This window comes from Sphingomonas sp. AP28 (assembly GCF_056680455.1).
Map to the genome: position 1 here is coordinate 2,168,253 of NZ_CM155283.1, position 11,828 is coordinate 2,180,080.

An 11,828-nucleotide genomic window follows, 5' to 3' on the forward strand; every position below is an offset into this window, starting at 1 on the left:
CCATCCCCTTCATGCTGCGTCGATCTCGCGGTAGGCGGCGATCAGGCGATCCTCGCCTGCGCGGCCGGCGATCGAATTGCCGTGCTCCATGCCGATCACGCCGGTGTAGCGTTGCGCCTTCAGCCACTTCACGATCGAGGCGAAGTTGATCTCGCCGGTCAACGGCTCGTTGCGGCCCGGATTGTCGCCGAACTGGATGTAGCCGATCTCGCTCCAGCAGGTGGCCAGCGTCGGGATCAGATTTCCCGACTGAATCTGCTCGTGATACAGGTCGGCGAGAATCTTCACCGCGGGGCTGTTGGCACCGCGCGCGACCGCATACCCTTGCGCAATCGTCTGCATGTAGACGCCGGGATGGTTGGTCCGCGTGTTGAGCGGCTCCATCACCATCGCCGTGCCCGACGGCGCGACGATCTCGCCCGCGCGGCGCATCACGTCGATCACGCGGGCGGTCTGGATATCGACCGGCACCTTGGGATCCATGAAGCCGGTGACGACGGTCATCCGCTTGGCGTTCAGCCGCTTGGCCACGTCGAGCGACGCGCGGATGTCGGCGAGGAACGCCTCACGCTCGGCGCCGTCGTTAGCGCCGAGGAGCGGCCGCGACTTCGACCATTTGGGCATGCTGGCGACGAACACGCCCATCGTCATGCCGCGCTGCGCGAGCGCCTTGGCCATCTGCTCCTGCTCGGCCACCGTTCGCGTTGCGGCCTCGTTGTCCTCCCAGGCGGTGAAGCCTTGGTCGGCGGCGTAGGCGATCTGCTCGATCCGACCGCCGCGACTGGCGAAGCTGCCCTCGTGCGGCGCGTAGCCGAGCGAGAAGCGTGCGGCGTTGCTGCCGCGGCGCTGGGCGGCGATCCCGGCGGGGACCAGCGATGCCGCTGCACCGGCGGCGAGCAGGGTGCGGCGCGAGAGCGTCATGCGCGCGGCGCGATCACTTGGCGCCCTCCGCCTTCAGGTACGCGATGATCGCCGCGCGCTTGGCCGCATCGGGCGTCGCGATCGGCATCCGCGTGCCCGGCACCTTCTTCTGGGGGGCTGCGAGATACTCGTTGAGCGTCTGCTCGTCCCAGCGCAGCTTCGACGCCTTCATGGCGGCCGAATAATTGAAGCCGGGTGTCGCGGCGGCGGCACGGCCGACCACGCCGTACAGGTTCGGACCGATGCCGTTGCGGCCACCCTTCGCGACGGTGTGACACGCGCGGCAGGCGGCGAACGCCGGAGGCGAGGCTGCGGTGGATTGCGCGGTGGTCGGCGCGGATATCGTGACGGCGGAAACTGCGCCGATGCTTCCTGCGACCAGGGCTATAAGCAGCTTCATTCCGTGTCTCCCGAATCGATTAATGTCCATTTCCGGTTCGAACCGGCGTTGGCGATCACCGCCTCGATGAACCGCATCGTGCGCAGTCCATCGACCACGCCAGGAAACCAGCGGTCGCTCCCGTCGCTGCGGATCGCCGAGGCGAACGCGCGGTAGAGGTTGGCGAACGCCTCGATGTACCCTTCCGGATGCCCCGCCGGAGTCCGCACCAGCGCTCCAGTCGCGTCGAGCATGCCGGGGCCGCCGGTCCGGACGATCTCCGCGGGGCGGTCGAGCCAGCGCAGCGTCAGCGTGTTGGGCTCAATCTGCGACCAGTCGAGCCCGCCACGTTCGCCGTGGATACGCAGCCGCAGCCCGTTCTCCTCGCCCGCCGCGACCTGGCTCGCCTTGAGCACGCCGCGCGCCCCGCCTTCGAAGCGGAGCAGCGCGCTGACGTCGTCGTCGAGCCGCCGGCCTTCTACATGCGTGGTGAGGTCCGCCGAAACCGAGTGCACCGATAAGCTAGAGACATGTTCGGCAAGCTGGAACGCGTGCGTACCGATGTCGCCGAGACAGCCACCGAGGCCGGCGCGGGCGGGGTCCGTCCGCCATTCGGCCTGCTTGTTACCGTCGGTATCGATCGGTCGGCTCAACCAGCCTTGCAGATATTCGACCTGCACCAACCGGATCGCGCCGAAATCGCCACGTTCGACGCGTGCGCGCGCCTCTTCGATCATCGGATAGCCACTGTACGTGAACGCCAGTGCGAACTGTCGGCCGCTGGCTTTCGCAGCTGCAGCGATCGCCTCGGCCTCGACGACGCTCATAGCCATCGGCTTTTCGCAGAATACGTGGAAGCCGGCGTCGAGCGCGGCGATCGCCATCGGCGCGTGGAGATGGTTTGGCGTAACGATCGCGAGCGCTTCGACGCGCTGGTCCGCCGGCAGCGTAATTTCGTGCGCGATCAGTGCATCGAGCGTCGGGTAGACCCGCTGCGGATCGAGACCGAGCAGCACGCCGGTGCGCGTGTTGCGCCCACCATCGGTGCTGAACGCGCCCGCGACGAGATCCCAGTTGCCGTCGAGCGCAGCGGCCATCCGGTGGACTGCGCCGATAAACGCCCCCTCCCCGCCGCCGACCATGCCGAGACGAAGCGGGCTCATGCCTGCCCCTCGGACAGTCCGAGCAGCTTGCGAATGGACGCGCGATCGATGCCGCTGGCTACGAAATCGTCGAACGGGCGCTCGGTCAGGCGGATGATGTGATCACGGATGAACGGCGCGCCTTCGCGTGCGCCGTCGTCGGACCGCTTCAGCGCGCACTCCCATTCGAGCACTGCCCAGCCGTCATAGCCATATTGCGCCATCTTGCTAAAAATCGACGAGAAATCGACTTGCCCGTCGCCGAGCGAGCGGAAGCGGCCAGCGCGGTCGACCCAGTTCTCGTAGCCGCCATAGACGCCGGTACGCCCGTTCGGGTTGAACTCGGCATCCTTGACGTGGAAGCACGAGATCCGGTCGTGATAGCGGTCGATAAAGTCGAGATAATCGAGCTGCTGCAACACGAAATGCGACGGATCGAACAGGAGGCGCGCACGCGAATGGTTGTCGACCGCGGCAAGGAATCGCTCCCAAGTCGCGCCGTCATGCACGTCCTCCCCCGGATGGACCTCGAACGCGCAATCGACGTCGACCTCCTCGAACACGTCGAGGATGGGAGTCCAGCGACGAGCGAGTTCGGCGAACGCTTCCTCGATCAGCCCGGCGGGACGTTGCGGCCATGGATAGACGTACGGCCACGCCAGTGCGCCCGAGAAGGTCGCGTGCGCTGACAGGCCAAGGTTGGCGCTGGCGCGCGCGGCGAGCTTCACCTGCTCGACCGCCCAAAGCTGACGCTCGGCAGGCTTGCCGTGGACCTCGGGGGGCGCGAAGCCGTCGAACAGCGTGTCGTACGCCGGGTGCACCGCTACCAGCTGTCCTTGCAGATGCGTCGACAGCTCGGTGACTTCGACGCCGTGCTTCGCCAGCCTCCCGCGAAGATCATCGCAGTACGTCTTGCTCTCGGCTGCGAGCTTCAGGTCGATCAGTTGCGCGTTGCACGGGATCTGGACCCCGACGTAACCGAGGCCCGCCGCCCATTCGGCCAGCGTGTCGAGCGTATCGAACGGGGCCTCGTCGCCAAGGAACTGGGCGAGGAATATCCCCGGGCCCTTCATGCCGGTCATGCTGCACTCTTTCTGGTGTCGTCGCGGAAGGTGAACTGGAACAGCAGCGCGATCACCGCGGCGGCGATCGCGGGATACCACCACATATGCTGCCAGTCGGCGATGGTCGGCGATGCGGGCAGCCGTGCGTACAGAAGCGCACCGATCTGCGATCCGAGCAGCATTCCGACGCCGTAGGTAAACAGCGTCAGCATGCCCTGCGCCTGCGCATTCACACCCTTCGGCGTGGCGATCGTGCCGGTGTAGATCGCGCCGGCGACGAAAAAGAAATCATAGCATACGCCGTGCAACGCGACGCCGAGATACACCGCCCACAATGACGAGCCACCATCGCCGATCGCGAACAATACATAACGCACCGCCCAAGCGGCCATCCCGACGAGCAGCAGCGGCTTCACGCCGAACCGGCGGTACAGCCACGGCATCGAGAACATGAAGACGAGCTCGGACATCTGCCCGATCGCGAGCGTGCCGCCGACGTTGCTGATGCCGGTCGCGCCGACATAGGGCGAGGCATAGGCGTAATACATTGCCAGCGGGACCGAGATCAGCGTCGCGCAGGTCATGAAGATCAGGAACGAGCGCTGGCGGAGCAACCCGAACGCCTCGACGCAGAACACTTGCCGGAGTACGCTCTCGTCGCGGGGCGCGTCCGCCGTCACGTTCGGCAGCGTAAAGCTGTAGAGCCCAAGCGCGACCGAGACGACCGCCGCGACACGGAAGATCTCCGGGCTAGCCGACAGTCCGGCCCAGCCGATGATCAGCCCCGCGGTGATCCAGCCGAGCGTGCCGAACGCGCGGACGAACGGGAATTTGTCGGTCCGCTCGCCGAAGCTCTTCAGCGCGATCGTGTTCGCGAGGCCGACCGTCGGCATGTACAGGATCATGTAGCAGAGCAGCAGCCAGACGAAGGTCTCGCCATTCTCCGGTGTCACCAGCGACGGCAGCACGAACAGCAGCACGCCGCCGATAAGATGCAGGATAACCATCAGCATCCGCGGGCTGACATAGCGCGCCGCAGCCATGCCGAGCAGGAACGATCCGACGATCGATGCGATTGGCCCGACCGAAAAAGCGTTGCCGATAAGGTTGCCGATCCCGACCGTCTGCATGACGAGGCCGAGCGTGACGGTCCACGCGCCCCAGACGAAGAACTGCATGAACATCATGGCGCTCAGGCGGCCGGTCAGCATGCCACCAACGCTGGCCCCTGCCTGAAAACCATCATTCGCTACGGCCATTCGCCACCTCTCCGATCGCAGCTTTTGCTGCTTGTCTGACAGGAAGCTACGGAGCCTCTAACCGGATGTAAAGGATTACATCGGATATATATCGACACCGCCGTCGACCGGATACATGACGACCCGATGCCGACGATCATCGAAGTGGCCGCACTCGCGGGCGTCTCCACCGCCACCGTGTCGCGCGTGCTGACCCGCCCCGAACAGGTATCCGAGGAGACGCGCCTGCGCGTGCTCGCAATCGTCCGGTCGTCCGGCTACACCCCCAACGTCGCCGCCCGCAGCCTGCGGACGTTGCGCGCGGCGAAGATCCTCCTGACCGTCCCCGACATCTCCAACGCGTTCTTCGCCAGCGTCATCCGCGGCGCCGAAGAGGCTGCGCGGGACGCCGGATATTCGGTGGTCGTGGGCGACACGCGGCATGACCCGGAGGTCGAGGATCAATATGCCGACATGCTTTCGCGCCGGGAGGTCGACGGGCTGATCTTTCTCGGCCACCGCCTGCCCGCCAGCCTCGCGCCACTGCTATCGCGCAAGGGGGCCGCAGCACCGATCGTCAACGGTTGCGAATACAGCCCGGATCTCGGCGTCCCCAGCGTCCACATCGACAACGCCGCGGCCTCCGCCGACGCGATCGAGCATCTGATCGGCCTCGGCCACCGCAGGATCGGTGTCGTCACCGGCCCCGAGATCAGCCCGATCAGCCGCGACCGTCTCGCCGGCGCGATCGACGCCATGACCCGCGCCGACCTCCGTGACAGCCTCCACGTCCGCATCGGCGACTATTCCGCTGGCTCGGCCGTCGATCACACGTGCGACCTGCTCGCGCACGACGTCACCGCGATCTTCTGCTTCAGTGACGAGATGGCGATGGGCGCACTCAGCGCGATCGGCGACGCCGGCCTGGCGTGCCCGAGGGACGTCTCGGTCATCGGCTTCGACGACCTGCCGCTCGCGCGCTATTTCCAGCCGCCGTTGACCACCATAGCGCAGCCCAAAGGCATGATCGGCCGCCGCGCGGTCGACCTGCTGGTCGACATCCTGCGGGGTGTCGACAATGCCGCGTCGCAAGTCACGCTCGACCACGAACTCGTCATACGCAGCAGCACCGCTCCGCCTGCTGCGGATCTCTAAACGGCTTTCGGCCACACTGCAGAATTGTGTAACTGTCGTTGGGATCAACGTGGGACGGCGTATTCTTGCAAATAGCCGCCCCATTGTTACTCAAAGCCGCTTTTATGGATAATTACGGAGTAAATCCGAACAATGACCAATGCGCCTTTGGAATAGCCACCAGTGCCAAATATTCCCCCGGTTCGGCATGCTGCGCCATTTTAAACTCAAACTTACGTTCGCTGCTCAAGCGCTCGCGCAAAGCCGCAGTGGCCTTGTTCCACCTTCCTTGTATAGAACCCGCAGAAAACCACCCGAAGGCATATCCCATGTCCTCGATGATCTTGAGCGTTTCCGGATAGCCATTTGCGAACTCGTGGCTATGCTGCTCTACAATTAAGATAGGACTGCATCGCGCGATCGTCTCCCGTGCACCTCGGAGGACTTGTTTCTCAAAACCCTCTACGTCGACCTTCATGAACACTACGTCATCATATCCGAAACTATCGATGGTCCTGATTTCGATCGATATATCGCCGGTTCCGATAGACGAAGCACCGATATTGCCCGCGACTTCGTTCATCACGCTGGTGCCGGACTCGTCTCCTACGCCGTATTCCTGGACGACGATATTGCCCGCCGGCTCGGTGTTGAACCTCAGTAATTTTGCTATTCGTGGATGGGGCTCGAACGAATCCACATTCTTAAAATGTCTGGAATAATAGATCGAGTGATTTCCGATATTGGCACCAACATCCAGCGCACGGCCGTTCTTGAACACATTGTCGAGCGGCGATAGCGCTGCGAAAATCATCTCGAGTTGCTCACGCTCGTAGAAGCCGAAGACGCTGATATGCGTGCTTATGTGATCATGAGCGAAGATCGCAATCGGGTAAGGCTTGGTGGCCGAATTCTCACGGTTTAGGTGGTCAAGCCGATTGGCAAGGATCAATTTGGCCAGCGCATTTTTGCGTTGAGGAAGGCTGATATTTTTCGACGTGACTGCCAAGTTCCGTGCTCCCAGTAGTTATCTTTACGATTCTTTGGTCATTACGAAACCAGACTAAACCCGAACCTATCGGCTGGCCAAACTAAAAACGCCTGATACGGCGCGTGGCGAACCCGCTCGTTGGGTACAGCCCCCAGGAAATGTGGTTGGCGCGGACCTCTGCCTGTTCGTCACCTTCAGCCCCACCGGACAGGTTACCGAACCTGCATTGGTTCAGGCGCGGACATGGGCGGCACAAGGTTTCGCAGTCATAGCTATCGTAGTAGTAAACGATCTCAATCTGTTCGATACGCGTCAGGATCTGGATTTTTGTCGCGGACTCTTGGTGCGTACCAACATCGGCTACGATTTCGGGGCATGGGCAGCCGCGATGCGTGGCATTCCCGACTTACACAAAGCTCGGTCAGTCGCCATCGCGAACGACAGCGTGTACGGGCCGTTTGACAATTTTGTGGATATGTTGGGCCGGGTTAGAGCTTCACCAGCGGACATCGTCGGCCTTACCGAGAGCCAAGAAATCCGACCCCATTTCCAGAGTTTTGTCATCTTTTTCAAGCATAACGCTGTGCGCAGCCGGATATTTCGCCGCTTCTGGCGTAGTGTGCGGAGCGGTGATCGACAATGGGTCATCGATCGATATGAGTTGGAGCTAGTGTCCCAGTTCAAAAAGTTCGGGTTAACCGCCGAGGCACTCTTTCCAACGGCTGCCGGAGAGCCCGGAAACCCGACCTTGTCGAACTGGCGTGCGCTTATCCAGAGCGGCTTTCCATTTATAAAGGTTCAGTTATTGCGCGACAATCCGTTCGGCGTCGACCTCGACGGGTGGCAGGAAATGATTGCCGCGAAGGGGTTTGATCCGGCGCTGATTGAGCGGCATCTTGCCGCCGTATCGCGTGCGCGGGCATGTACGTAATGCGACTGCAGCATGCGGTGGACATCAAGCACCAATTCGCGGAATTTGTCAAAAGCTCGCGGGAACAGGCCAAATGCTTTCGATTTTGATGCCAACTTACAACGGCGACGCATATCTCGCTGCGCAGCTTGAATCGATCCTGTCGCAAAGTTTCGCGGATTTCGAGCTTCTTGTTGTCGATGATGGGTCTACGGATGCCACTATTTCACTTCTGGAGCGCTACGGCCGCCAAGATACTCGTATCCGTATTCTGCCTTCTAAAGAAAATCGAGGGCAACCGTTGCGCTTGCAGGAATTGCTTGCTGCGGCGACGCACGAGTATATTTGCATTTCAGATCAAGATGATATTTGGGCCCCAGATAAGAACGAGCGCTTGCTCGCCGGGATCGGCGGTATGAATGTTGCTTTTGGCCGGTCTGAATTGGTGGACAGCGAAGGCACCGCCATCGGCTGCACCGCGCTGCAAGCGTTGGGAATCAGTGCGGATCCTACGATGCGTTTGCGAACGCTCTTTCGGCCGATGGTCTCCGCTCACGCTATGATCGCGCGGCGATCTTGGGTTCAGCCAAACTGCTTTCATGGAGCCTTGCCCTTTGATTGGGCGCTTGGGCTAGAAGCATTGTTTTCCGGCGGACTGGCTTATGTCGACGACGCGATCATCTACCACCGCATTCACGAAAAGAATCAGTGCAATGGCGACTTGGGACGTGTTGCTAGGCAACGCGTCGGGAGCCAAGGTCTACGCGCTGCAATATTCTCGCATCTACCGGGCCGTCTACATTTCTGGACGACTTTGGACTATCTCAGCAGATCATCCGCGATCCATCCTAAATTGCGTGGATCGTTCGGCCGGTTGGCTTTGGCATGCAAAAACGCGTGGTTCGCTGAATGGCGGAGTTGGCGAGGCGTGGGCAATGTCCAACTTCGCCACCAGATCGACACGGTGATGCGTCCGCTGGCTGGCTCGGATGCGGACTGGCGAACGTTTTCCGAACACGCTGACTTTCTTATCAATCATGCGTTTCACCCGCGCAATGTAATTCGCGGCTTCAGGCCGCTGCCGACACACTAGCAATGAGATACCATTCGCATAATTCAGGGCGTCGAGACCGACCCCGCTTGATCCCCGCTGTCTTTACGCAATTATCAGGCAAGTGCTTGGCACCGGTGCAGTCGAGATAACGTCTGACGCCGTGACACGGATGGCGGTCGTATAAATCAAGGTCGGGACCTTTAATTTGGGATGCGCGATCTAACCGGGGTTACTTAAGAAGACTGAGAGTACTCAATACCGGTTGACGGACGAGCAGATGGCGTGTTTGCGACCGTATTTGCACAAGGCCCATAGAGCAATGAACTTTGCGGTGAGTACTCGCGTTACCGTGCCGTTCGTCGATCGGCGTTCTCGACCAGATGGGCGACCGCAAATTTACTCGTGCGGTCGATGTCAACGGACAGGTAGAGCTTGCCTTCGGGGGTCTGAACATCGGCAATTTCCACGTGGAAGAGCCGGATCGAGTAGCGGTTGAAGCGCTGTCGCTTCGGCTTGTCGCCCTCGATGTCCGGCAGACGGGATAAGCCGCGTCCCGCAGCATTGGGTTGTCGATCAGCCGGAGGCCCCAGCTGGTTTTGCCGATGCCCTGAGGCCCCTGCAGGGTGAGCACGCCGCGGCACCGGAACCCGTCCGGCATCAACGCCGCCGCCGCGGCGCTGCGAATCCACTTTGTAATCAGCAGGACCTTCAGCTCCTCAGGGTAGCCGTCCCTCGCAGTTATCGTGCCGCAGAACGCGGGAAGGCGATTGACCCCGTCCCAGGGCTTGCTGGTCATCCACAACGCGTCGGGATTGTACCATTCTCGTCGCTGATCGCGTCGACCATCAAGGCCACGAGCCCGGTCTGCATGCCGTATCGAAGAGCCAGGCTCTGCAGGTGCGTCATCGCGACGCTGTCCGCGTTTTCGGCCGTTCCCACGAGCCACGGGACGATGATCTCGGTCCGCTTTTTGATGACGTTGTAGCGAACGGTGATGCCGTTCCGGTCGACCATGAAACGCACGTTGTCGATTGTCGCCGGGGGGCCCTCGCCCCTGTTCGGCTGGTCGGGGAAATCTTTTGGGTCAATGTCCACCGCGCACGCGGGATTAGTACCCGGCGCGCGAGGCGCCCGAATTTGAGATATGTTCACTGCCTTGTCCTCTCGGTTAGGCTTCAGAGAACGGCAGCCCCACTAGAGAGCCGGACACGATGCGCCGATGGCGCGATTATGGTTCAGACGAAAATGTGGATCCCAACTGGGTCCTTGAGTTCGAGATCATCTTCGAACCAATCTTCAGAAAAATGCGGCGTTGGAGTACAGCGGCAGAAAGACGCCGTCAGGCATCCGCTTCCACAGAAACTTGCGCGGATTGGAGCCCTCGAAAAGAAGCAGCAGACTCTTCAACTTGTCGAAGGATGCTGTGCAGCCTCTGGCGTACAACCCCCTTCGGAGGGAGCCGATCGTGTGCGGATACCGCTCCACTAGGCAGAAGATGACGGCAAGGATCGTTGTCGTGCTCGCCGCCGCCATATCTAGCCGAATTTCGGGCTAACAATCGAGCACCCCACGGATGCCTGGCACCCGAGACAAAACTTGTTCAACGTCATTCGTTGCATCGGACGCCCATTGGTTTTACAACGTTATATATTGGCTTGATTTGGCGCTCGTGTTTCCCGCGTCGGTGATCAGATCGCTTGCTGAGCGCGAGCTGGATCGTGTCCAGTAATCAGATGTCAGCGGGACGTCCCCTCCCTTGGTGTATGCCTGACGCTGCGCTCCGTGGGCGCCCCCGCTTGCTCCAATCTCACTGGTCCGGGCTTACTGTAGATGTGGACGCGACCCTCTCGGACCGCCCAAAAGCCATCCGCGCGCCCGGCGTTGACCTTATAACGGGCGGTACCGTCTACGTTGAGATCGACGTCCACCTTCAAGCCTGCTTCCTCGAAGTGGTACTTGCCCACCAGAAGCTGCCGCTCAGGTACAGGCACGGTTTGGGACGATGCGGGGGCCACAGCCACCAGTCCAGCCAACTCAGAGACACAGATCAAGCGAACCGTCGGCACGACTTGCTACCCAAAGCGCCCCACGTAGGACCCAAACGAATAGCCTAGCTAGACCGCCTCCCGTAGGAAACATACTGCTGGCAAACGTTATGTACCTTAAAGAAGGGTGGTGCCGCTTACAGGACTCGAACCTGTGACCCCCGCATTACGAAGGCTAGTGACGTACCGGGAATAAGCGAACGTTTACATATGCTTAGGTGGCACCAACCTCGACCTCGGCGGAGGCACCCAGCCGCTTCCCAGTTTGACCGAAGACCGCCAATCGGCCGCTTACTAGTGAAAGCGCTTTAGCTTGGGAAAAGCCGAAAATTCGACCTGCGCTATACCCGGGAACCGGATAGCCACCCCGGCTCGGCTACATACGCGTCACCTGCCGACCCCGAGCAACCTTAGCCGTTCAATTAGCGCGTCACACTCGGCTACACGAAGATCGCTTGAGGCGGTCAAGGACCCAGCGGTAGCGGAGCGTCCCCTGGAGAACCCCATGAACCACGCAGTCCGTAAGTTGCCCTCCTGGAAGCTGAAGGGACACTGCCCTCCGTACGAGTCCGCCAATCGTCCGCGATCCTCCCCGTCACTCTCCGCCATCATTAATGCAATCGTCATGCTGTGAACTTACCGCCTCCCAGTCTCTGCCCTAACCGCGGGGGATGTTGTCAATTAATGCCGTTAAAGTGCCGTCTTGGAAGGTGTGCGGGCGGGCTCGCCGATCGGGCAGCGACAGGCGCAGACCGCGACGATCGAGCTGCTTCATGCCTTGGACCTTAATTGCCAGCGCCAGCAACGTACCTTCGAATAATATTTCGGATGACTGATCGTCCGATTGACCGGCGGCGGCCATACGCACCAGCGTAGCGTTCTCTTTCCAGGGAAAGTTCATCACTTATTTCCTTTAACCGGCAGCGCTGTATCGAGATGACACTAAGAGC

The 11,828-nt window shown here is 61.1% G+C and carries 12 protein-coding genes and 2 pseudogenes; 3 read left to right on the plus strand and 11 right to left on the minus strand.

Going from position 1 to position 11,828, the window contains the following annotated elements:
• Positions 1–9 precede the first annotated feature (9 nt).
• From AC1MH0_RS09860 to AC1MH0_RS09880, 5 genes are read right to left on the minus strand one after another with little or no spacing between them, the layout of a single operon-like run.
• Positions 10–921 (minus strand): hydroxypyruvate isomerase family protein, encoded by a 912-nt coding sequence (locus AC1MH0_RS09860; protein ID WP_480962638.1) that lies wholly within the window; start codon positions 919–921, stop codon positions 10–12.
• 13 nt (positions 922–934) lie between these two features.
• Entirely contained in the window at positions 935–1,321 is a 387-nt protein-coding gene (locus AC1MH0_RS09865) for a c-type cytochrome (RefSeq protein ID WP_480962639.1), read from the minus strand.
• The gene (locus AC1MH0_RS09870; protein WP_480962640.1) at positions 1,318–2,463 is read right to left on the minus strand and encodes a Gfo/Idh/MocA family protein; all 1,146 of its coding nucleotides are present in this window, start codon (positions 2,461–2,463) and stop codon (positions 1,318–1,320) included. The genes AC1MH0_RS09865 and AC1MH0_RS09870 overlap by 4 nt, the downstream gene beginning before the upstream one ends.
• On the minus strand, positions 2,460–3,524 hold the full coding sequence (locus AC1MH0_RS09875; RefSeq protein WP_480962641.1) for a sugar phosphate isomerase/epimerase family protein: 1,065 nt from the start codon (positions 3,522–3,524) through the stop codon (positions 2,460–2,462). Before AC1MH0_RS09875 ends, AC1MH0_RS09870 begins: the two co-directional genes overlap by 4 nt.
• A complete protein-coding gene (locus AC1MH0_RS09880) occupies positions 3,521–4,717 on the minus strand; it encodes an MFS transporter (protein ID WP_480962642.1) in 1,197 nt (398 codons plus the stop codon). The genes AC1MH0_RS09875 and AC1MH0_RS09880 overlap by 4 nt, the downstream gene beginning before the upstream one ends.
• A gap of 174 nt (positions 4,718–4,891) precedes the next feature.
• Between AC1MH0_RS09880 and AC1MH0_RS09885 the strand changes: the two genes are divergently transcribed.
• Positions 4,892–5,899: a LacI family DNA-binding transcriptional regulator gene (locus AC1MH0_RS09885; protein WP_480962643.1), complete on the plus strand. Its 1,008-nt coding sequence runs from the start codon at positions 4,892–4,894 to the stop codon at positions 5,897–5,899.
• Positions 5,900–6,011: 112 nt separating this feature from the next.
• Here the strand turns inward: AC1MH0_RS09885 and AC1MH0_RS09890 are convergent, their stop codons facing one another.
• Positions 6,012–6,887, minus strand: coding sequence for an FkbM family methyltransferase (locus AC1MH0_RS09890; protein ID WP_480962644.1), 876 nt, complete (start codon positions 6,885–6,887; stop codon positions 6,012–6,014).
• A 142-nt stretch (positions 6,888–7,029) separates the two neighbouring features.
• Here AC1MH0_RS09890 and AC1MH0_RS09895 point away from each other — a divergent pair, with 142 nt between their 5' ends.
• A complete protein-coding gene (locus tag AC1MH0_RS09895) occupies positions 7,030–7,800 on the plus strand; it encodes a rhamnan synthesis F family protein (protein ID WP_480962645.1) in 771 nt (256 codons plus the stop codon).
• Positions 7,754–8,872 carry a glycosyltransferase gene (locus AC1MH0_RS09900; protein ID WP_480962646.1) on the plus strand — a complete coding sequence of 373 codons (1,119 nt, stop codon included), beginning with the start codon at positions 7,754–7,756 and terminating at the stop codon, positions 8,870–8,872. Before AC1MH0_RS09895 ends, AC1MH0_RS09900 begins: the two co-directional genes overlap by 47 nt.
• Positions 8,873–9,183: 311 nt before the next feature.
• Here AC1MH0_RS09900 and AC1MH0_RS09905 read toward each other — a convergent pair.
• The 5 genes and pseudogenes from AC1MH0_RS09905 to AC1MH0_RS09925 form a co-directional block, all read right to left on the minus strand.
• A pseudogene (locus AC1MH0_RS09905) lies at positions 9,184–9,381 on the minus strand (IS481 family transposase); the annotation flags it as partial.
• A gap of 62 nt (positions 9,382–9,443) precedes the next feature.
• Positions 9,444–9,629: pseudogene (locus tag AC1MH0_RS09910) on the minus strand (hypothetical protein); the annotation flags it as partial.
• Complete coding sequence (locus tag AC1MH0_RS09915) at positions 9,626–9,847, minus strand: hypothetical protein (protein ID WP_480962647.1); 222 nt, start codon at positions 9,845–9,847, stop codon at positions 9,626–9,628. The pseudogene AC1MH0_RS09910 and the gene AC1MH0_RS09915, both read right to left, overlap by 4 nt.
• A 282-nt stretch (positions 9,848–10,129) precedes the next feature.
• Entirely contained in the window at positions 10,130–10,366 is a 237-nt protein-coding gene (locus AC1MH0_RS09920) for a hypothetical protein (RefSeq protein ID WP_480962648.1), read from the minus strand.
• Between the two features lie 1,170 nt (positions 10,367–11,536).
• Positions 11,537–11,779 carry a hypothetical protein gene (locus tag AC1MH0_RS09925; RefSeq protein ID WP_480962649.1) on the minus strand — a complete coding sequence of 81 codons (243 nt, stop codon included), beginning with the start codon at positions 11,777–11,779 and terminating at the stop codon, positions 11,537–11,539.
• Between the last annotated feature and the right edge of the window lie 49 nt (positions 11,780–11,828).

Excerpts from the sequence above, each read along its gene's own strand:
- AC1MH0_RS09860 (WP_480962638.1), bottom strand. The coding sequence starts at position 921 with ATGACGCTCTCGCGCCGCACCCTGCTCGCCGCCGGTGCAGCGGCATCG.
- AC1MH0_RS09865 (WP_480962639.1), bottom strand. The coding sequence starts at position 1,321 with ATGAAGCTGCTTATAGCCCTGGTCGCAGGAAGCATCGGCGCAGTTTCC.
- AC1MH0_RS09870 (WP_480962640.1), bottom strand. The coding sequence starts at position 2,463 with ATGAGCCCGCTTCGTCTCGGCATGGTCGGCGGCGGGGAGGGGGCGTTT.
- AC1MH0_RS09875 (WP_480962641.1), bottom strand. The coding sequence starts at position 3,524 with ATGACCGGCATGAAGGGCCCGGGGATATTCCTCGCCCAGTTCCTTGGC.
- AC1MH0_RS09880 (WP_480962642.1), bottom strand. The coding sequence starts at position 4,717 with ATGCTGACCGGCCGCCTGAGCGCCATGATGTTCATGCAGTTCTTCGTC.
- AC1MH0_RS09885 (WP_480962643.1), top strand. The coding sequence starts at position 4,892 with ATGCCGACGATCATCGAAGTGGCCGCACTCGCGGGCGTCTCCACCGCC.
- AC1MH0_RS09915 (WP_480962647.1), bottom strand. The coding sequence starts at position 9,847 with ATGGTCGACCGGAACGGCATCACCGTTCGCTACAACGTCATCAAAAAG.
- AC1MH0_RS09920 (WP_480962648.1), bottom strand. The coding sequence starts at position 10,366 with ATGGCGGCGGCGAGCACGACAACGATCCTTGCCGTCATCTTCTGCCTA.
- AC1MH0_RS09925 (WP_480962649.1), bottom strand. The coding sequence starts at position 11,779 with ATGAACTTTCCCTGGAAAGAGAACGCTACGCTGGTGCGTATGGCCGCC.